Source organism: Streptomyces sp. NPDC050549 (assembly GCF_040655035.1).
GTDB lineage: Bacteria > Actinomycetota > Actinomycetes > Streptomycetales > Streptomycetaceae > Streptomyces.
In genome coordinates this window covers 206,360-226,692 of sequence record NZ_JBFAJD010000004.1, presented here as the reverse complement: position 1 = coordinate 226,692, position 20,333 = coordinate 206,360, and the positions used below count along the sequence as shown (strand labels likewise).

At 68.4% G+C, this 20,333-nt stretch carries 18 protein-coding genes; 15 read left to right on the top strand and 3 right to left on the bottom strand.

Features of this window, described 5'->3' with window-relative positions; all coding sequences use genetic code 11:
• Nucleotides 1–7: 7 nt before the first annotated feature.
• Nucleotides 8–1,291 carry a geranylgeranyl reductase family protein gene (locus tag AB0I51_RS08975; RefSeq protein ID WP_019074293.1) on the top strand — a complete coding sequence of 428 codons (1,284 nt, stop codon included), beginning with the start codon at nucleotides 8–10 and terminating at the stop codon, nucleotides 1,289–1,291.
• A gap of 12 nt (nucleotides 1,292–1,303) precedes the next feature.
• Here the strand turns inward: AB0I51_RS08975 and def are convergent, their stop codons facing one another.
• Together def and AB0I51_RS08965 are read right to left on the bottom strand one after the other, a co-directional pair.
• Complete coding sequence (gene def / locus AB0I51_RS08970) at nucleotides 1,304–1,930, bottom strand: peptide deformylase (RefSeq protein WP_362972849.1); 627 nt, start codon at nucleotides 1,928–1,930, stop codon at nucleotides 1,304–1,306.
• Between the two features lie 196 nt (nucleotides 1,931–2,126).
• The gene (locus AB0I51_RS08965; protein ID WP_362972847.1) at nucleotides 2,127–2,930 is read right to left on the bottom strand and encodes a C40 family peptidase; all 804 of its coding nucleotides are present in this window, start codon (nucleotides 2,928–2,930) and stop codon (nucleotides 2,127–2,129) included.
• A 745-nt stretch (nucleotides 2,931–3,675) separates the two neighbouring features.
• On the opposite strand from AB0I51_RS08965, the gene AB0I51_RS08960 reads away from it, so the two are divergent.
• The 14 genes from AB0I51_RS08960 to nuoN are packed head-to-tail and all read left to right on the top strand — an operon-like array spanning nucleotide 3,676 to nucleotide 19,591.
• Nucleotides 3,676–4,035, top strand: coding sequence for an NADH-quinone oxidoreductase subunit A (locus tag AB0I51_RS08960; protein WP_007383963.1), 360 nt, complete (start codon nucleotides 3,676–3,678; stop codon nucleotides 4,033–4,035).
• A gap of 14 nt (nucleotides 4,036–4,049) precedes the next feature.
• Nucleotides 4,050–4,604, top strand: coding sequence for an NADH-quinone oxidoreductase subunit B (locus AB0I51_RS08955; protein ID WP_007383964.1), 555 nt, complete (start codon nucleotides 4,050–4,052; stop codon nucleotides 4,602–4,604).
• Nucleotides 4,601–5,344 carry an NADH-quinone oxidoreductase subunit C gene (locus tag AB0I51_RS08950; RefSeq protein ID WP_362972844.1) on the top strand — a complete coding sequence of 248 codons (744 nt, stop codon included), beginning with the start codon at nucleotides 4,601–4,603 and terminating at the stop codon, nucleotides 5,342–5,344. The genes AB0I51_RS08955 and AB0I51_RS08950 overlap by 4 nt, the downstream gene beginning before the upstream one ends.
• Nucleotides 5,341–6,663 (top strand): NADH-quinone oxidoreductase subunit D, encoded by a 1,323-nt coding sequence (locus AB0I51_RS08945; RefSeq protein WP_362972842.1) that lies wholly within the window; start codon nucleotides 5,341–5,343, stop codon nucleotides 6,661–6,663. The genes AB0I51_RS08950 and AB0I51_RS08945 overlap by 4 nt, the downstream gene beginning before the upstream one ends.
• Nucleotides 6,660–7,508, top strand: a complete 849-nt coding sequence (nuoE, locus tag AB0I51_RS08940) for an NADH-quinone oxidoreductase subunit NuoE (RefSeq protein ID WP_362972840.1) — start codon at nucleotides 6,660–6,662, stop codon at nucleotides 7,506–7,508. Before AB0I51_RS08945 ends, nuoE begins: the two co-directional genes overlap by 4 nt.
• Nucleotides 7,505–8,854, top strand: a complete 1,350-nt coding sequence (nuoF, locus tag AB0I51_RS08935; RefSeq protein WP_362972838.1) for an NADH-quinone oxidoreductase subunit NuoF — start codon at nucleotides 7,505–7,507, stop codon at nucleotides 8,852–8,854. Before nuoE ends, nuoF begins: the two co-directional genes overlap by 4 nt.
• On the top strand, nucleotides 8,851–11,355 hold the full coding sequence (locus AB0I51_RS08930; RefSeq protein ID WP_362972836.1) for an NADH-quinone oxidoreductase subunit G: 2,505 nt from the start codon (nucleotides 8,851–8,853) through the stop codon (nucleotides 11,353–11,355). The genes nuoF and AB0I51_RS08930 overlap by 4 nt, the downstream gene beginning before the upstream one ends.
• The gene (gene nuoH / locus AB0I51_RS08925; protein WP_362972834.1) at nucleotides 11,352–12,719 is read left to right on the top strand and encodes an NADH-quinone oxidoreductase subunit NuoH; all 1,368 of its coding nucleotides are present in this window, start codon (nucleotides 11,352–11,354) and stop codon (nucleotides 12,717–12,719) included. The genes AB0I51_RS08930 and nuoH overlap by 4 nt, the downstream gene beginning before the upstream one ends.
• Nucleotides 12,712–13,314, top strand: a complete 603-nt coding sequence (gene nuoI / locus AB0I51_RS08920) for an NADH-quinone oxidoreductase subunit NuoI (RefSeq protein WP_362972832.1) — start codon at nucleotides 12,712–12,714, stop codon at nucleotides 13,312–13,314. The genes nuoH and nuoI overlap by 8 nt, the downstream gene beginning before the upstream one ends.
• On the top strand, nucleotides 13,311–14,156 hold the full coding sequence (locus AB0I51_RS08915) for an NADH-quinone oxidoreductase subunit J (RefSeq protein WP_362972830.1): 846 nt from the start codon (nucleotides 13,311–13,313) through the stop codon (nucleotides 14,154–14,156). The genes nuoI and AB0I51_RS08915 overlap by 4 nt, the downstream gene beginning before the upstream one ends.
• Nucleotides 14,153–14,452 carry an NADH-quinone oxidoreductase subunit NuoK gene (gene nuoK, locus AB0I51_RS08910; protein WP_016437642.1) on the top strand — a complete coding sequence of 100 codons (300 nt, stop codon included), beginning with the start codon at nucleotides 14,153–14,155 and terminating at the stop codon, nucleotides 14,450–14,452. Before AB0I51_RS08915 ends, nuoK begins: the two co-directional genes overlap by 4 nt.
• Nucleotides 14,453–14,466: 14 nt before the next feature.
• A complete protein-coding gene (gene nuoL / locus AB0I51_RS08905; RefSeq protein WP_362972827.1) occupies nucleotides 14,467–16,362 on the top strand; it encodes an NADH-quinone oxidoreductase subunit L in 1,896 nt (631 codons plus the stop codon).
• Nucleotides 16,363–16,367: 5 nt separating this feature from the next.
• A complete protein-coding gene (locus AB0I51_RS08900; protein ID WP_362972825.1) occupies nucleotides 16,368–17,939 on the top strand; it encodes an NADH-quinone oxidoreductase subunit M in 1,572 nt (523 codons plus the stop codon).
• Nucleotides 17,936–19,591, top strand: a complete 1,656-nt coding sequence (nuoN, locus tag AB0I51_RS08895) for an NADH-quinone oxidoreductase subunit NuoN (protein WP_359608973.1) — start codon at nucleotides 17,936–17,938, stop codon at nucleotides 19,589–19,591. Before AB0I51_RS08900 ends, nuoN begins: the two co-directional genes overlap by 4 nt.
• Before the next feature lie 58 nt (nucleotides 19,592–19,649).
• Here the strand turns inward: nuoN and AB0I51_RS08890 are convergent, their stop codons facing one another.
• Nucleotides 19,650–20,183: a hypothetical protein gene (locus AB0I51_RS08890; RefSeq protein ID WP_362972823.1), complete on the bottom strand. Its 534-nt coding sequence runs from the start codon at nucleotides 20,181–20,183 to the stop codon at nucleotides 19,650–19,652.
• Nucleotides 20,184–20,333: the final 150 nt, after the last annotated feature.

Genomic DNA, 20,333 nt, shown 5'->3' with positions numbered 1-20,333 from the left:
TCCCGCCGTGACCGAGCCCCTCTCCGAAAACACCGCCGATGTGATCGTCGTCGGCGCGGGGCCAGCCGGCTCCGCCACCGCCTACCACCTCGCCAAGTCCGGACTCGACGTCCTCCTCCTGGAGAAGACCGAGTTCCCGCGCGAGAAGGTCTGCGGCGACGGCCTCACCCCGCGCGCCACCAAGCAGCTCGTGGCCATGGGCATCGACATCTCCGAGGAGGCCGGCTGGCTGCGCAACAAGGGCCTGCGCATCATCGGCGGCGGCGTCCGCCTCCAGCTGGACTGGCCGGAACTCGCCTCCTTCCCGGACTACGGCCTCGTCCGCAAGCGCGACGACTTCGACGAACAGCTCGCCCGCAACGCCCAGAAGGCGGGCGCCCGCCTCTACGAGCGCTGCAATGTCGGCGCCCCGATCATCGACGAGCGCACCGGCCACATCACCGGCGTCAACGCCAAGCTCGGCGAGGAGAAACGCGAAGTCACCTTCCATGCGCCCCTGGTGGTCGCCGCCGACGGCAACTCCACCCGCCTCTCCCTCGCGATGGGCCTGCACCGCCGCGAGGACCGCCCGATGGGTGTGGCGGTGCGGACCTATTTCGAGAGCCCCCGCCACAAGGACGACTACCTGGAGTCCTGGCTGGAACTGTGGGACCGCCGCGGCGCCGAGGACCGTCTCCTGCCCGGCTACGGCTGGATCTTCGGCATGGGCGACGGCACCTCGAACGTCGGTCTCGGCGTCCTCAACACCTCCGACTCCTTCAAGGAGTTGGACTGGCGCGAGGTGCTGAAGGCCTGGTGCGCGTCCATGCCGGAGGACTGGGGCTACACCCCCGAAAACATGACCGGCCCGATCCGCGGCGCCGCCCTCCCCATGGCCTTCAACCGCCAACCCCACTACACGAAGGGCTTGTTGCTGGTCGGCGACGCCGGCGGCCTGGTGAACCCCTTCAACGGCGAGGGCATCGCCTACGCCATGGAGTCCGGCCAGATCGCCGCCGACGTCATCGTCCAGGCCCACGCCCGCCCCACGCCCGCGAGCCGCGAACTGGCCCTGCGCCGCTACCCGCAGGTCCTCAAGGACACCTACGGCGGCTACTACACGCTGGGCCGCGCCTTCGTGAAGCTCATCGGCAACCCGAAGGTCATGAAGATCGCGGCCCAGCGCGGCCTGACGCACCCCCTGCTGATGAAGTTCACCCTGAAGATGCTGGCCAACCTCACCGATCCCACGGGCGGCGACGCGATGGACCGCATCATCAACGGGCTGAGCAAGGTGGCGCCGAAGGCGTGAGCGCAGGCGCGATCAGTCGCTGAGCGCGGCCGTCCTGGCGGCCCGGCGGGCGAACACCTCGTCCCGTCGGTCCGCCACCTGCCGCAGCGCCTCCTTGCGGTCCCGCTTGGAGAGCCGGTCCAGATAGACCTGACCGTTGACGTGGTCGGTCTCATGGGCGAGGCAGCGCGCGAAGTACCCTGTGCCCTCGATCACAAGCGCATTGCCGTCCTTGTCGAGCCCGCGCACCACGGCCCGGTCCGGACGCGGTACGTCCATCACCGCCCCCGGCACCGACAGGCACCCCTCGCCCTCGTCGAGCAGCCGGCGCCCGGCGGGGTCGAGCGGGTCGAGCACCGGGTTGACGATGTGTCCGACATGTCGGACACCGTCGTCGTCCGGGCAGTCGTACACGAACAGGCGCAGATCCACGCCCACTTGATTGGCCGCGAGGCCGGCCCCGTCGGCGACGTACATGGTGAGGAACATGTCGTCGATGAGCGCGGCGAGATCGGGCCCGAACTCGGTGACGTCCCGGCTCGGCCGGTGCAGGACCTCTTCGCCGACCTCGGTGACGCGCCGCACGGAACCGCGCCCGGCCTCGGGTGCGGGGCGGGGGTAGGTGTCGACGGGACTTCCCTGGACGAAGACACGTGGCATGACTTGCTCTCCTCAGGTTTGGCGTCCGGCTGTCTGGTCAGCCGAACTGAAGAACCTTGAGAGAAGAGCCTTTCAGGCGAGCCGCGAACTCCGGTAGAGGGAACGCCGGGTGTGCCCGGAGAGCCCGGTGGGGGTATGCCGAGGGGACCGCTGCCCCCGAGGCAACGGTCCCATGCTCACGGCGTCGTGCGCGGGCTCAGAGCACCCGCACCGCGCCGGTCGGCGGGTCGTAGGACAGCGGCCGCTCCACGATGCCGGTGGAGGGGTTCTGCGCGCCGACGAACATGCCGTCGCCCACATACACCGCGACGTGGTACGCGCTGCCCGCGCTGCCCCAGTACAGGATGTCGCCGACCTGAAGGTTGCTCAGGGACACCTGAGTACCGGCGGTCGACTGGTCCTGGGAGACACGCGGCAGGCTGATGCCGACCTGCTTGAAGGCGGCACCGACGAGCCCGGAGCAGTCGTAGGCGCTGGGGCCGGTGGCGCCCAGGACGTAGGACTTGCCGATCTGCGCCTTCACGAAGGCCACGACGGCCGCGGCCGAACCCGTGGCCGTGGACGAGCCCGTGGAGGTGCTGGTGCCCGTGGAAGCGGCCAGGGTGGTCCGCTCGGTGCTCCGCGACGTGGCGCGCTCCGCAGCGGCCTTACGGGCGTCCTCCTGGGCCTTCTTCTTCGCCTCCGCCTTCTTCTTGGCGTCCGCCAGGTCCGCCTTCGCCTGCTTCGCGGCGTTTGCGGCGGCCGCGTCGCGCTCGGCGCGCAACTGGTAGTTCGCCGCGGCCTGCTGGGTGGCTTCGGCGGACTGTGCGACCTGGGTGGACAGATCGGCCGTCAGGGTGGGCAGTTGCAGGGTCTGCGTCGTCTCGGCCGCGTTGGCCGAGGCCGCGCCCGCCGCCGCCATGCTGAGAACGCCACCGGCAACTCCGGCCCGCACGGCGATGTTCGTCGTCGCGCTGCGGCGGGGTTTCCGGTGGCTGCGTATGTGAGCGGTGTGGGACATGAGACCAACCGGTATCAGGGGCTCCTCCATACCTTCAAGAAACGTGTGCTGCGCCACAATTGTTCAACGGGCACCACGAACTTCGGGTGTGTCGTTCCTTATTGACGCCGTAACGGACATTGCGGACCCTCGTGATCAGGCCGGTGATCACGGCCTTTCGTCGTTACGCCCGAATTGCCCGCCGCCTACCACTGGTTGGGACCGGTGGCCAAGCCCGGTTCTCATCCGCCTCTCATGAGTGTGGTGCAGGTCACGGAACGGTTACCGGAATGCTCGCGTCCTGTGTGGGTACCGCGAGGCGCCGACTTCGTGAACGTGTGCACGCGTCCACATCGTGCCGCCCGACTCCTTCCGACGTGTGAACGGGCTCCCACTACCAAGCCGCCGCGTCCAACTCCAATTTGCATGCAAGAGAAGTCTCTTGATATTGAGACGCCGCTCGCGGCCTGCGGTGACGAGCGCAAATGTCACGTCTGGTGATCGCATGGGCGCTTCATGTGTGAAGATCGCCGCTCACTCGACGTGATGATCCTTCGCCGGGTGGTGGAGATCACAAAGCTTGTGTAATACCCCGTGTCGCAGATCACAGAGCGACGGGCATAGGATGCGGAGCGGTTGGGCTTGTGACCTGCTTCACATGTTCGCGATCTTCGCCGGGACGGGCGGGAGTTGCCGAGTGTGTGAGGTGGGTGTGAGTCCGACACCATCGCCAGCAGTCAGTGCCGACTGAGAGGAGCGAGGAGCGGTGAACGCGTATGCGCCCATCCTCGTACTGGGAGCCCTCGGGGCAGGCTTTGCGATCTTCTCCGTGGTCATGGCCACGCTGATCGGTCCGAAGCGGTACAACCGGGCCAAGCTCGAAGCGTACGAGTGCGGCATCGAGCCGACCCCCACGCCGGCCGGCGGCGGGCGCTTCCCCATCAAGTACTACCTGACGGCGATGCTCTTCATCGTCTTCGACATCGAGATCGTCTTCCTCTACCCCTGGGCCGTCACCTTCGACGCCCTGGGTGTTTTCGGGCTCGTGGAGATGCTGCTCTTCGTGCTCACCGTCTTCGTCGCGTACGCGTACGTATGGCGGCGCGGCGGCCTGGAATGGGACTGAGGGGCCTTTAACTCATGGGACTCGAAGAAAAGCTGCCGAGCGGCTTCCTGCTCACCACCGTCGAGCAGGCCGCGGGCTGGGTGCGCAAGGCGTCCGTCTTCCCGGCCACGTTCGGACTTGCCTGCTGCGCCATCGAGATGATGACGACCGGCGCCGGACGGTACGACCTGGCGCGCTTCGGCATGGAGGTCTTCCGCGGATCACCCCGCCAGGCGGACCTGATGATCGTCGCGGGCCGGGTCAGCCAGAAGATGGCGCCCGTGCTGCGGCAGGTCTACGACCAGATGCCGAACCCCAAGTGGGTGATCTCCATGGGGGTCTGCGCCTCGTCGGGCGGCATGTTCAACAACTACGCGATCGTGCAGGGCGTCGACCACATCGTCCCGGTCGACATCTATCTCCCGGGCTGCCCGCCACGGCCCGAGATGCTGATGGACGCGATCCTCAAGCTCCACCAGAAGATCCAGTCCTCCAAGCTCGGCGTGAACGCCGAGGAAGCGGCCCGCGAGGCGGAGGAGGCGGCGCTCAAGGCACTGCCCACCATCGAGATGAAGGGCCTGCTGCGGTGAGCGACGCGAACGGCACCAACGGAGTCAGCCCCGAGAAGGACCTCGGAGCCTCCAACCTTCCCGGCCAGCGCGGCGACGGCGGTGAGGAGATCCGCGTCCAGCGCGGCATGTTCGGCGCCAACAACGGCGGCGACACCTCCGGCTACGGCGGTCTGGTCCGCTCGGTCCGCCTCCCGGGAGCCACCAGCCGGCCCTACGGCGGCTGGTTCGACGAGGTCGCCGACGAACTGGAGGGCGCCCTGGAGGAACAGGGCCTGCTGCCCGGCAACGCGATCGAGAAGACGATCGTCGACCGCGGTGAACTCACCTTCCACATCGAACGCGAGCACCTGGTCCGCGTCGCCCAGACCCTGCGCGACGACCCGGCCCTGCGCTTCGAACTCTGCACGGGGGTGAGCGCGGTCCACTATCTCCACGACAAGGGCCGCGAACTGCACGCCGTCTACCACCTGCGCTCGATCACCCACAACCGGCTGATCCGCCTCGAAGTCAGCGCCCCGGACAGCGATCCGCACATTCCGTCCCTGGTCGCGGTCTATCCGACCAACGACTGGCACGAGCGCGAGACCTACGACTTCTTCGGCATCGTCTTCGACGGTCACCCGGCCCTGACGCGGATCATGATGCCGGACGACTGGCCGGGCCACCCGCAGCGCAAGGACTACCCCCTCGGCGGCATCGCCGTCGAGTACAAGGGCGCCCAGATCCCGGCTCCGGACCAGCGGAGGTCGTACTCGTGAGCACGCAGTCAGCATCCGCCCGGGAAACCACCGAGGGCACCGTATATACGGTCACCGGCGGCGACTGGGACGAGGTCGTCCAGTCCGCGGCCCGGGCCGACGACGAGCGCATCGTCGTCAACATGGGGCCCCAGCACCCCTCCACGCACGGTGTGCTCCGCCTGATCCTGGAGATCGACGGCGAGACGGTCACCGAGGCCCGCTGCGGCATCGGCTACCTGCACACCGGTATCGAGAAGAACCTCGAGTACCGCACGTGGACGCAGGGCACCACGTTCGTGACGCGCATGGACTATCTGACGTCCTTCTTCAACGAGACCGCCTACTGTCTCGCCGTCGAGAAACTCCTCGGCGTAGAGGACCAGATCACCGAGCGGGCGAAGATCATCCGGGTGCTCCTGATGGAGCTGAACCGGCTCTCCTCCCACCTGGTGTGCATCGCCACCGGCGGCATGGAACTCGGCGCCACCACGATCATGATCTACGGATTCCGTGATCGTGAAATGATTCTCGACATCTACGAGCTCATCACGGGCCTGCGGATGAACCACGCGTACATCCGCCCCGGCGGACTCGCCCAGGACCTGCCGCCCGGCGCGGTGGACCACATCCGCGAGTTCGTCAAGAAGATGAAGAAGAACCTCCCCGAGTACGACAAGCTCGCCACCGGGAACCCCATCTTCAAGGCCCGTATGCAGGACGTCGGTTACCTCGACCTGGCCGGCTGCATGGCCCTCGGCGCCACCGGCCCGATCCTGCGCTCCACCGGACTGCCGCACGATCTGCGCAAGTCGCAGCCGTACTGCGACTACGAGACGTACGACTTCGACATCCCGACCGCCGACACCTGCGACTCCTACGGCCGCTTCCTCATCCGGCTTGAGGAGATGCGTCAGTCGCTCAGGATCGTCGAGCAATGTCTGGACCGGCTGCAGCCCGGCCCGGTCATGGTCGCCGACAAGAAGATCGCCTGGCCCGCCCAACTCGCGCTCGGGCCGGACGGGTTGGGTAACTCGCTCGACCACATCAAGCAGATCATGGGCACCTCCATGGAGGCCCTGATCCACCACTTCAAGCTGGTGACCGAGGGCTTCCGCGTACCGCCGGGACAGGCGTACGCGGCGGTCGAGTCGCCCAAGGGCGAACTCGGGGTGCACGCCGTGTCCGACGGAGGCACCCGCCCCTACCGGGTCCACTTCAGGGACCCGTCCTTCACCAACCTTCAGGCCATGGCGGCGATGTGCGAGGGCGGCCAGGTCGCCGACGTCATCGTCGCCGTCGCGTCCATCGACCCCGTGATGGGAGGCGTCGACCGGTGACCACCAGTTCTTCGGAGCAAGGCGTCAGCCTGGGCATGCCCCAACTGCCCGCGCCCGCTTACCCGGACGACGTCCGGGCCCGGCTGGAGGCCGACGGGCGGGAGATCATCGCCCGCTACCCGGACTCCCGCTCGGCCCTCCTGCCGTTGCTGCACCTCGTGCAGGCGGAGGAAGGCCATGTCACGCGCACGGGGCAGCAGTTCTGCGCGGACCTGCTGGAGCTGACCACGGCCGAGGTCGCCGCCGTCGCGACCTTCTACACGATGTACCGGCGCCGCCCGAGCGGCGACTACCAGGTCGGGGTCTGCACCAACACGCTGTGCGCGGTGATGGGCGGCGACGCGATCTTCGAGTCCCTCCAGGAGCACCTGGGCGTCGGCAACGGTGAGACCACCGACGACGGCAAGGTCACCCTGGAGCACATCGAGTGCAACGCGGCCTGCGACTTCGCGCCGGTGGTGATGGTCAACTGGGAGTTCTTCGACAACCAGACCCCTGCCAGTGCCCGGCGCCTCGTCGACGATCTGCGCTCGGGCGCATCCGTGGAGCCCACGCGCGGGGCGCCGATGTGCACCTTCAAGGAGACCGCGCGGATCCTCGCCGGCTTCCCCGACGAGCGGCCCGGGGCCGTCGAGGCAAGCGGCGGTGCGGGACCCGCGTCGCTGGTGGGCCTCCGCCTGGCCAGGGGAGAGAGCGCACCCGCGCGCGTGGTCCATCCGCGCGGCTCCGGTGCGCCGCAGGACCAGTCGCCGGCCGAGCACCTCAGTTCGCACGATGCGCCGCAGGACACGTCGGCCTCCGACCCCGCCCACCCGGCGGGGCCTGTCGCCGAGGAGGGGGAGTGATGACCTTGGCACCCGAACTGAAAGACCACAGCCCCGAGAAGCTGCTCGCACCCGTGCTGTCGGCCTTCTGGGACGAGGACGAGTCCTGGACTCTGGACACGTACCGAAGGCACGAGGGATACGAGGGGCTCCGCAAGGCGCTCGCGATGTCCCCGGACGACCTCATCGCGTATGTGAAGGACTCCGGTCTGCGCGGTCGCGGTGGCGCCGGCTTCCCCACCGGACTGAAATGGCAATTCATTCCCCAAGGGGATGGAAAACCGCACTATCTAGTTGTCAACGCCGACGAGTCGGAGCCCGGAACCTGTAAGGACATCCCGCTCCTCTTCGCGAACCCGCACAGCCTCATCGAGGGCATTGTCATCGCGTGTTACGCCATCAGGTCTTCGCATGCCTTCATCTATCTGCGTGGTGAAGTCGTCCCCGTATTGCGGCGGTTGCACGAGGCCGTGCGCGAGGCCTACGCGGCGGGCTACCTCGGCGAGAACATCCTGGGCAGTGGCCTGGACCTGCAGCTCACCGTGCACGCGGGTGCGGGCGCGTACATCTGCGGTGAGGAGACCGCACTGCTCGACTCGCTCGAAGGCCGCCGTGGTCAACCGCGGCTCCGTCCCCCTTTCCCTGCCGTCGCGGGCCTCTATGCGTGCCCGACTGTGGTGAATAACGTCGAGTCGATCGCGTCGGTTCCCGCGATTCTGCAAAAAGGCAAGGAGTGGTTCAGGTCGATGGGCAGCGAGAAGTCTCCGGGCTTCACGCTCTACTCGCTCAGCGGCCATGTCACCAGCCCCGGTCAGTACGAGGCGCCGCTCGGCATCACACTCCGCCAACTGCTCGACATGAGCGGCGGGATGCGCGCCGGGCACCGCCTCAAGTTCTGGACGCCTGGCGGTTCTTCCACGCCGATGTTCACCGACGAGCACCTCGACGTCCCTCTTGATTACGAAGGAGTGGGGGCCGCGGGTTCCATGCTCGGCACAAAAGCTCTGCAGTGTTTCGACGAGACGACCTGCGTCGTGCGTGCCGTCACCCGCTGGACCGAGTTCTACGCCCACGAGTCCTGCGGCAAGTGCACCCCGTGCCGCGAAGGGACGTACTGGCTCGTGCAGTTGCTGCGCGACATCGAGGCCGGCAAGGGCAAGATGTCCGACCTCGACAAGCTGAACGACATCGCCGACAACATCAACGGCAAGGCCTTCTGCGCCCTCGGCGACGGCGCCGCCTCGCCGATCTTCTCCTCGCTCAAGTACTTCCGTGAGGAGTACGAGGAGCACATCACGGGCCGGGGCTGTCCCTTCGACCCGGCCAAGTCCACGGCCTGGGCCGACCGCACGGAGGTGAACGCATGACGGTGACCACGAGCGCTCCCTCGGGTGGGGGAGAGGCGGCGGTCCCGCCGGAGGATCTCGTCTCGCTGACGATCGACGGCGCCGAGATCAGCGTGCCCAAGGGCACCCTGGTCATCCGGGCCGCCGAACAACTCGGCATCGAGATCCCCCGGTTCTGCGACCACCCTCTCCTCGACCCGGTCGGCGCCTGCCGCCAGTGCATCGTCGAGGTCGAGGGCCAGCGCAAGCCGATGGCGTCCTGCACGATCACCTGCACGGACGGGATGGTCGTCAAGACCCAGCTCACCTCGCCGGTCGCCGAGAAGTCCCAGCACGGTGTGATGGAGTTCCTCCTCATCAACCACCCGCTGGACTGCCCGGTCTGCGACAAGGGCGGCGAGTGCCCGCTGCAGAACCAGTCCGTGTCGCACGGCACCGCCGAGTCCCGCTTCGACGGCAAGAAGCGGACCTACGAGAAGCCCGTGCCGATCTCCACCCAGGTGCTGCTCGACCGCGAGCGGTGCGTGCTGTGCGCCCGCTGCACCCGCTTCACCAACCAGATCGCGGGCGACCCGATGATCGAGATGCTCGAACGGGGCGCGCTCCAGCAGATCGGTACCGGTGAGGGCGACCCCTTCGAGTCGTACTTCTCCGGGAACACCATCCAGATCTGCCCGGTGGGCGCGCTGACCTCGGCGGCGTACCGATTCCGCTCCCGCCCCTTCGACCTGGTCTCCACGCCCTCCGTGTGCGAGCACTGCTCCGGGGGCTGCGCGACCCGCACCGACCACCGGCGCGGCAAGGTCATGCGGCGTCTGGCGGCCTCGGACCCCGAGGTCAACGAGGAGTGGATCTGCGACAAGGGGCGCTTCGCCTTCCGTTACGCGCAGCAGCGCGACCGGCTGCAGACACCATTGATCCGCAACCCCGAGGGCGAACTCGTCCCCGCCTCCTGGCCGGAGGCGCTCCAGATCGCCGCCCAGGGACTGCTCGCCTCGCGGGGCCGCACCGGCGTCCTGACCGGTGGCCGGCTCACCATCGAGGACTCCTACGCGTACAGCAAGTTCGCGCGCGTGGCGCTCGACACCAACGACATCGACTTCCGCGCGCGTGTGCACAGCAGCGAGGAGGCCGACTTCCTGGCCGCCCGGGTCGCGGGCCGCGGCCGGGACCTCGACGGCAACGGCGTCACGTACACCTCCCTGGAGAAGGCGCCCGCCGTACTGCTGGTCGGGTTCGAGTCCGAGGAGGAGGCGCCCGGCGTCTTCCTGCGGCTGCGCAAGGCCTCCCGCACGCACGGGCAGCGGGTGTTCTCGCTGGCCACGTTCGCCACGCGGGGCCTGGAGAAGGCGGGGGGCACACTGCTGCCGGCCGCTCCCGGCACCGAGACCGAATGGCTGGACGCGCTCGCGAGCGGGGTCGGGCTGGAGGACGACGGAGCCCGAGCCTCCGAGGCGCTGCGCACCGAGGGCGCGGTGATCGTCGTCGGCGAGCGGCTGGCCGCCGTCGCCGGGGGCCTCACCGCCGCCGTACGGGCCGCGTCCGCGACCGGTGCCCGGCTGGTGTGGATTCCGCGCCGGGCTGGGGAACGCGGCGCGATCGAGGCGGGGGCGCTGCCCTCACTGCTGCCGGGCGGGCGTCCGGCGACCGATCCACGCGCGCGTGAGGAGGTCGCCGCCGCCTGGGGTGTCGCCGAACTCCCGCACCGCTACGGCCGCGACGCCGGCCAGATCGTCGAGGCCGCCGCCGGTGGTGAACTGCGGGCGCTGCTCGTCGCCGGTGTCGAGCCGGGCGACCTGCCCGACCCGGCACGCACGCGTGCGGCACTCGACGAAGTCGGCTTCCTGGTCTCGCTCGAACTGCGGCCCAGCGAGATCACCGAACACGCCGACGTGGTCCTTCCGGTCGCCGCGGTCGCCGAGAAGGCGGGCGCCTTCCTCAACTGGGAGGGCAGGGTGCGCTTCTTCGACGCCGCGCTCAAGCCCGACCAGATGACCCGCACCCTCGCCCCCACCGACGCGCGCGTCCTGCACATGCTGGCCGACGCCATGGACGTCCACCTGGGACTGCCCGATCTGCGCACCGTGCGCGCGGAGTTGGACCGGCTGGGCGCCTGGGACGGAGTGCGGGCCACCGAACCGCTGGAGACCGCGGGCGTGCTGCCCCGGCCGGCCGCCGGGGAGGCCGTGCTCGCCGGGCACCGGCTGCTGCTCGACCAGGGCGCCCTCCAGGAGGGCGACGACGCACTCGCCGGCACCCGGCACGCCGCCCACGCGCGCGTGTCGGCCGCCACCGCCGCCGAGGCGGGTGTCAAGGACGGCGACACCCTCGCCGTGACCGGCGCCTCCGGAACCGTCGAACTCCCGCTGCTGATCACGGAGATGCCCGACCGCGTGGTCTGGCTCCCGCTGAACTCCACCGGCGGGGGCGTCGCCTCCGACACCGGGGCGCTGCCTGGCGCACTCGTCCGCATCGGCCCGGCCACGCTCGCGGGCGAGGCCCCCAAGGAGGTGGAGGCATGAGCAATCTGTACCTCGCCGCGGAAGACCTCTCGCTGTTCGGCCGCGACCCTTGGTGGCTGGTCGTCGTCAAGGCGGTGTTCTGCTTCGCCTTCCTGATGATCACCGTGCTGTTCTCGATCGTCTGGGAACGCAAGGTCGTCGCCTGGATGCAGCTGCGCATCGGCCCCAACCGGCACGGCCCCTGGGGCATGCTCCAGTCGCTCGCCGACGGCGTGAAGCTGATGCTCAAGGAAGACCTCATCGTCAAGCGCGCCGACAAGGTGGTCTACGTCCTCGCGCCGGTCGTCGCAGCCATCCCGGCCTTCATGGCGATCGCGGTCATCCCCTTCGGACCGGCCGACAACGAGGTGTCGATCTTCGGCCACCGCACCACGATGCAGCTCACCGACCTCCCGATCGCGATGCTCTACATCCTCGCGGTCGCCTCGGTCGGCATCTACGGCATCGTCCTGGCGGGCTGGAGCTCCGGCTCCACCTACCCGCTCCTGGGCGGCCTGCGCTCCTGCGCGCAGATGATCTCCTACGAGATCGCCATGGGCGCCGCGTTCGCCTCGGTGTTCCTCTACTCCGGGTCGATGTCCACGTCGACGATCGTTGAACAACAGCACGACCGCTGGTACATCGTGCTGCTGCCGGTCTCCTTCATCATCTACGTCGTCACGATGATCGGCGAGACCAACCGCGCCCCCTTCGACATGCCGGAGTCCGAGGGCGACCTGGTCGGCGGCTTCAACACCGAGTACTCGTCCATCAAGTTCGCGCTCTTCATGCTCGCCGAGTACGTGAACATGGTGACGGTCTCCGCGGTGTCGACCACGCTCTTCCTGGGCGGCTGGCGGGCCCCGTGGCCGATCAGCTCCTTCTGGGAGGGCGCGAACCACGGCTGGTGGCCGATGCTCTGGTTCGTCATCAAGGTCCAGCTGCTGCTGTTCTTCTTCATCTGGCTGCGCGGCACGCTCCCGCGCGTGCGCTACGACCAGTTGATGAAGCTCGGCTGGAAGGTGCTCATCCCGGTCTCCGTGGTCTGGCTGATGCTCGTCGCGACCGTACGGACCCTCAGGAACCAGAACTACGACTTCGCCGACATCACCCTCTACATCGTCGGCGGTGTGCTCGCCCTGCTGTTGCTGTCCTTCATCGCGGACATGTTCCGCCAGAAGGCCAAGGAGGACGCGCTACTGGCCGAGGAACCCGCCGGGTTCGACGCGATGGCGGGCGGATTCCCCGTACCGCCGCTGCCGGGACAGGAGTTGCCGCCGGTGCCTCGGCGCCCCTCGCGACGCGAGCGGGAGCTGATTGTCAGTGGTGGTCCGGATACTGGCAGTGACGGATCTCTGGATGGAAAGGAGGCGTCCGATGGCTGAGGAGCCCAAGGAGACCACACCCGGTTTCCAGAACCCCGTGGCCGGCTTCGGCGTGACCTTCAAGGCCATGTTCAAGAAGCGGCTGACCGAGCAGTACCCGGAGCAGCAGAAGACCACAGCCCCCCGGTTCCACGGACGGCACCAGCTCAACCGCCATCCGGACGGCCTGGAGAAGTGCGTCGGCTGCGAGCTGTGCGCCTGGGCCTGCCCCGCCGACGCCATCTATGTGGAGGGCGCCGACAACACCGACGAGGAGCGCTACTCGCCGGGCGAGCGGTACGGCCGCGTCTACCAGATCAACTACGCCCGCTGCATCCTGTGCGGCCTGTGCATCGAGGCGTGCCCCACGCGCGCGTTGACGATGACCAACGAGTTCGAACTGGCCGACAGCAGCCGCGCCAACCTCATCTACACCAAGGAACAGCTGCTGGCCGGCCTCGACGACACCATGGTCGACAGCCCGCACGCCATCTACCCGGGGATGGACGAACAGGACTACTACCGGGGCCTGGTGACGGAGGCCGCACCCGGCACGGTGCCCCAAGTCGCCGTCTCCAAGGGCGAGAAGCCGAAGGAAGAGGGGGTGGAAGCATGAGCCCCCAGCTCGCCGCCGCCTACTCCACCTCCACCGGCGAGGCATTCCAGTTCTGGGTCCTCGGCACGGTCGCGGTGATCGGCGCCCTGTCCACCATCCTCATGAAGAGGGCCGTGCACAGTGCCCTCTCGCTCGCCGGGACCATGATCATCCTGGCGGTGTTCTACCTCGCCAACGGCGCCTACTTCCTGGGCGTCGTCCAGATCGTCGTCTACACCGGCGCGATCATGATGCTGTTCCTCTTCGTGGTGATGCTGGTCGGCGTCACGGCCGCCGACTCCCTGACGGAGACCATCAAGGGCCAGCGCTGGCTGGCCCTTCTCTGCGGGCTCGGCTTCGGCATCCTGCTGGTCGCGGGCATCGGCAACGCCTCCCTCAACCAGTTCGACGGCCTGAGCACGGCCAACGCGAACGGCAACGTGCAGGGACTGGCCGCCCTCATCTTCACCAAGTACGTGTTCGCCTTCGAAATCACCGGCGCCCTGCTGATCACGGCCGCCGTCGGCGCCATGGTGCTCACGCACCGCGAGCGCGCCGAGCGGCCCAAGACCCAGCGCGAGCTGTCCGAGCAGCGCGTCCGCGAGGGCAAGCACGTCCCGCCGCTCCCGGCCCCCGGCGTCTACGCCCGGCACAACGCGGTGGACGTCCAGGGCCTGCTGCCCGACGGCACCCCGTCCGAGCTCACGGTCAGCAAGACGCTCCGTGACCGCGGTCAGATCCGTGACGTGTCCAGCGAGGCGCTGAACGATCTGCGGGCCCTGGAGCAGCGCGCCGAGGAGCGCCTGGAGCGGACCCCGATCGAGCCGGCGAACCTCAAGCGGACCGAGGAGGCGTCGAAATGAACCCCGTCAACTACCTCTATCTCTCCGCCCTGTTGTTCACGATCGGCGCCACCGGCGTACTGATCAGGCGGAACGCGATCGTCGTCTTCATGTGCATCGAGCTGATGCTCAACGCGTGCAACCTCGCGTTCGTCACCTTCTCCCGGATGCACGGCAACCTCGACGGTCAGGTCATCGCCTTCTTCACGATGGTCGTCGCCGCCGCGGAGGTCGTGGTCGGGCTCGCGATCATCGTGTCGCTGTTCCGTTCCCGCCACTCGGCCTCGGTCGACGACGCCAGCCTGATGAAGCTCTGAGGGGTCGCTGAATCGTGGAGAACCTGATTGCGCTGCTGGTAGCGGCGCCTCTGCTCGGAGCGGTCGTACTGCTGTGCGGCGGCCGGCGGCTCGATGCCGTCGGCCACTGGATCGGCACGCTCCTGTCGTCCGCCTCCTTCGTGATCGGTGTCGTCCTCTTCACCGACCTGCTGGGGAAGAACGCCGAGCACCGGACGCTCATCCAGCACCTGTGGACCTGGGTCCCCGTCGAGGGCTTCCAGGCGGACGTCACCTTCCGCCTCGACCAGCTGTCGATGACCTTCGTCCTGCTGATCACCGGTGTCGGCTCGCTCATCCACCTGTACTCGGTCGGGTACATGGAGCACGACGAGCGCCGCCGCCGCTTCTTCGGCTATCTGAACCTGTTCCTCGCGGCGATGCTGATCCTCGTCCTCGCCGACAACTACCTCCTCCTGTACGTCGGTTGGGAGGGTGTCGGTCTGGCGTCCTACCTGCTGATCGGCTTCTGGCAGCACAAGCCCAGCGCGGCCACCGCCGCGAAGAAGGCCTTCCTGGTCAACCGGGTCGGCGACATGGGCCTGTCGATCGCCATCATGCTGATGTTCACGACGTTCGGGACCTTCGCCTTCGGGCCGGTCCTCAGCCACGTCGGCGACGCCTCCGAGGGCAAGCTCACCGGCATCGCCCTGATGCTGCTGCTCGCCGCCTGCGGCAAGTCCGCCCAGGTGCCGCTGCAGTCCTGGCTCGGCGACGCGATGGAGGGCCCGACCCCGGTCTCGGCCCTCATCCACGCGGCGACCATGGTGACCGCGGGCGTGTACCTGATCGTCCGCTCCGGAGCGATCTTCAACGCGGCGCCCGACGCACAGCTCGTCGTCACCGTCGTCGGTGCCGTCACGCTCCTGTTCGGTGCGATCGTCGGTTGCGCGAAGGACGACATCAAGAAGGCGCTGGCCGGCTCGACCATGTCGCAGATCGGCTACATGGTGCTTGCCGCGGGCCTCGGCCCCATCGGTTACGTCTTCGCGATCATGCACCTGGTGACGCACGGCTTCTTCAAGGCCGGGCTGTTCCTCGGCGCCGGTTCGGTCATGCACGGCATGAACGACGAGGTCGACATGAGGAAGTACGGCGGCCTCAGGAAGTACATGCCGGTCACCTTCATCACCTTCGGCCTCGGCTACCTCGCCATCATCGGTTTCCCCGGCCTGTCCGGCTTCTTCTCCAAGGACAAGATCATCGAGGCGGCCTTCGCGAAGGGCGGCACCGAGGGCTGGATCCTCGGCGGCGCGGCCCTGCTGGGCGCGGCCATCACGGCGTTCTACATGACGCGCGTGATGCTGATGACGTTCTTCGGCGAGAAGCGCTGGCAGCCCGACGAGAACGGCAACGAGCCGCACCCGCACGAGTCCCCGAAGACGATGACGATCCCGATGATCGTGCTGGCCTTCGGATCGGTCTTTGCAGGTGCCTTCTTCGGGATCGGGAACCGCTTCCTGCACTGGCTGGAACCCATCACCGGCCACGAGGAGGGCAACTCCCCGGTCAGCGCCCTCACGGTCACCCTGGCGACCATGGCCGTGCTGATCGTCGGCGTGGCGATCGCCTGGGCGCAGTACGGGCGCCGTCCGGTCCCGGCCGTCGCCCCGCGCGGCTCGCTGCTCACCCGGGCCGCCCGCCGCGACCTCCTCCAGGACGACTTCAACCACGTCGTCCTGGTGCGCGGCGGCGAGCACCTCACCCGCTCCCTGGTCTACGTCGACCACACCCTGGTCGACGGCGTCGTCAACGGCACGGCGGCCTCCATGGGCGGCCTCTCCGGAAGGCTGCGCAAGCTGCAGAACGGCTACGCGCGGTCGTACGCGGTCTCGATGTTCGGCGGTGCGGCCATCCTCGTCGCCGCGACCCTGCTGATGAGGGCGGTCTGATACCGATGTCCTTTCCCCTCCTGACAGCGACGGCGGCGCTCCCGGCCCTCGGGGCGGTCGCCACGGCCGCCGTCCCGGCCGCCCGGCGCACCGCCGCGAAATGGCTGGCGCTGTCCGTCTCGCTGGCGACGCTCGCGCTGGGCATCGTCGTCCTGGTGCGCTTCGACCCGGGCGGCGACCGCTACCAACTCACCGAGTCCCACGCCTGGATCGCCGACTTCGGAGTCCGCTACGAACTCGGCGTGGACGGCATCGCGGTCGCGCTCATCGCGCTCACCGCCCTGCTGATCCCGTTCGTGATCCTGGCCGGCTGGCACGACGCCGACCCCCTGGAGACCGGCAGCAAGCGCTGGCGGCCCACCCAGGGCTTCTTCGCCCTCATCCTTGCGGTGGAGGCGATGGTGATCATCTCCTTCGAGGCCACCGACGTCTTCCTCTTCTACATCTTCTTCGAAGCCATGCTGATCCCGATGTACTTCCTCATCGGCGGCTTCGGAGACCGGGCCCACGAGCACGGCGACGAGGCGGCGGCCACCCAACGGTCGTACGCAGCCGTCAAGTTCCTGCTCTACAACCTGGTCGGCGGGCTCATCATGCTGGCGGCCGTGATCGGCCTCTACGTGGTGGCCGGGAACTTCTCGCTCACGGAGATCGCACAGGCGCGGGCCAACGGCTCGCTGCACATGGCGACCAACACCGAACGCTGGCTGTTCCTGGGCTTCTTCTTCGCCTTCGCGGTGAAGGCGCCGCTGTGGCCGCTGCACACCTGGCTGCCCAACGCCATGCAGGAGTCCACCGCACCGGTCGCCGTGCTCATCACGGCGGTGGTCGACAAGGTGGGCACCTTCGCGATGCTCCGCTTCTGCCTCCAGCTCTTCCCGGAGGCCAGCAAGTGGGCGACACCCGTCATCCTCGTCCTCGCCCTGATCAGCATCATCTACGGGGCGCTGCTCGCGGTCGGGCAGCGGGACATCAAGCGGCTGGTGGCGTACGCGTCGATCTCGCACTTCGGGTTCATCATCCTGGGCATCTTCGCGATGACCAGCCAGGGCCAGTCCGGCGCGACGCTCTACATGGTCAACCACGGTATTTCCACGGCCGCGTTGATGCTGGTCGCCGGTTTCCTGATCTCGCGCCGCGGCTCGCGCCTGATCGCCGACTACGGAGGGGTGCAGAAGGTGGCCCCGGTGCTCGCCGGCACCTTCCTGATCGGCAGCCTGGCGACCCTGTCGCTGCCGGGACTCGCGCCCTTCGTGAGTGAGTTCCTGGTCCTGGTCGGCACGTTCACGCGCTACCCGGCGATCGGGATCATCGCGACCTTCGGCATCGTCCTCGCCGCGCTCTACACCCTGGTCCTGTACCAGCGGACGATGACCGGCCCGGTGAAGCCCGAGGTCGCCGCGATGCCGGACCTGCGACCGCGTGAACTCCTGGTCGTCGCCCCGCTGATCGTGCTGCTGATCTTCCTGGGCGTCTACCCGAAGCCGGTCACGGACATCGTGAACCCGTCGGTCAAGCAGACCCTGTCCGACGTACACAAGAAGGATCCCAAGCCCTCGGTGGAGGCGGCCAAGTGAGCGCAACAGCCGTCCACAGCCTGTGGACAACGGCGGCAGCCGCGGACCCGATCTCGAAGATCCCCGCACCGAAGATCGAGTACGGGCAATTGTCGCCCACCTTGATCATCCTCGGCGCGGCGCTCATCGGGGTACTGGTCGAGGCGTTCGTCCCACGCAAGTCCCGTTACTACGCCCAGGTGTTCGTGTCGGTCGTGGCGCTCTGCGCCGCCTTCGCGGCGGTCGTGGCGCTCGCGGCGGACGGGTACGGCACCACCAAGGCGCACATCGCGGCAATGGGCGCGATCGCGGTGGACGGACCGTCCCTGTTCCTCCAGGGCGTGATCCTGCTCTCCGGACTGGTCGGCCTGTTCACCTTCGCCGAGCGGCGCCTCGACCCGGAGGCGCACGGCAACAGGGTCGACTCCTTCGCCGCGCAGGGCGCGTCGGTGCCCGGCAGTGACAGCGAGAAGGCCGCGGTCAAGGCCGGCTTCACCACCACGGAGGTCTTCCCGCTCCTGCTCTTCGCGGTCTCCGGAATGCTGGTCTTCCCGTCCGCCAACGACCTGTTGACCCTGTTCGTGGCCCTGGAGGTCTTCTCCCTCCCGCTCTACCTCCTGTGCGCCCTGGCCCGCCGCAAGCGGCTCCTGTCGCAGGAGGCCGCGGTCAAGTACTTCCTCCTGGGCGCCTTCGCCTCCGCGTTCACGCTGTTCGGCATCGCGCTGCTCTACGGCTACGCGGGCTCGATGTCGTACGCCACGATCGCGCAGGTCGTCGACGGCTCCATCACCAACATCAACCCGGCCCTCGCGGACACCATGGGCAACGACGCGCTGCTGCTCATCGGCGGCGCGATGATCGTCATGGGGCTGCTCTTCAAGGTGGGCGCGGTCCCGTTCCACATGTGGACGCCCGACGTCTACCAGGGCGCGCCGACCCCGGTCACCGGCTTCATGGCCGCCGCGACCAAGGTGGCCGCCTTCGGAGCGCTGCTCCGGCTCCTCTACGTCGTGCTGCCGGGCCTGCGCTGGGACTGGCGGCCCGTCATGTGGGGCGTCGCGATCATCACGATGCTGGGCGGCGCGATCGTCGCGATCACCCAGACCGACATCAAGCGGCTCCTGGCGTACTCGTCGATCGCGCACGCGGGCTTCATCCTCGCCGGCGTCATCGCGACCACCCGGGACGGCGTCTCGTCCGTGCTCTTCTACCTGGGCGCCTACTCGTTCGTGACGATCGGCGCCTTCGCGGTCGTCACCCTCGTACGGGACGCGGGCGGCGAGGCGACGCACCTGTCGAAGTGGGCCGGGCTCGGGCGGAGGTCGCCGCTGGTCGCGGCAGTCTTCGCGGTGTTCCTGCTGTCCTTCGCGGGCATCCCGCTGACGGCCGGCTTCGCCGGGAAGTTCGCCGTGTTCAAGGCGGCGGCGGCCGGCGGCGCGGCGCCGCTGGTCGTGGTCGGTGTGCTCTCCTCCGCCATCGCGGCGTTCTTCTACATCCGCGTGATCGTGCTCATGTTCTTCAGCGAGCCGAGGCCCGACGGCCCCACCGTCGCGGTCCCGTCCCCGCTGACCATGGCGACGATCGGGGTGGCCGTGGCGGCCACGCTCGTCCTCGGTGTGGCCCCGCAGTACTTCCTGGACCTGGCGAACCAGGCGGGAGTCTTTGTTCGCTGAGGGCAGGCCGAAGGCCCCGGTTCCCCTCGTGGGGGCCGGGGCCTTCGTGCATGCGCGGTCAGGCCTTCGGGCAGACGACCTCGGGGTTCCAGGGTGCGAACAGGCCCTTGGGATTGGGCTTGTAGATCCAGGCGTGGAGGGTGAAGTAGCCCGGGAGCTGGTCCTTCTGGAAGGTCTGCCCGAACAGCGTCGGCGCCGCCTGCCCCGAGTCCTTCACCACCCACTCGACCGCGACGAGCTGGCGCCCTTCGACGAAGTCGGTCCCGTCCGCGTACAGCAGGGCCGCCGGCTTCGCCGGATCGAGTGAATCGATGTTCTTGTAGTTGACGTAGTGGTAGCCCATGCCACCCTCGGCCAGGTCGTCGGCGCAAGTGTCGGTGCGTACGTATCCGCCGCCCGCGGCGAACGCCTCGTACCCGTACTTCGAGGTGGCCCGGTACGTCTTGCTCAGCGTGGTCCACACGGACGGGTCGGGGTCGGAAGCGGCCTGGGCCGGAGCGGCCGTCAGCGCGAAGGCCGCGGCAGTCGCCACCGCGACGGCGGTCTTGACGGCGCCCCGCAGGGGCCGGGAGGACGGGGGCCGAGGGAACATGGTGGGGCTCCTTGGACTTCGGGAGGCGTCCGCGCACACGGCGCGCCGTCCGTTCGGTGGCGTGGCGGACCTGCCCCGGCCCGCCCGAGCAGCATGTTCCGGCCGTACCGGTCGCGCCATGTGACGGGAGCCATTCGACTGACCACACCC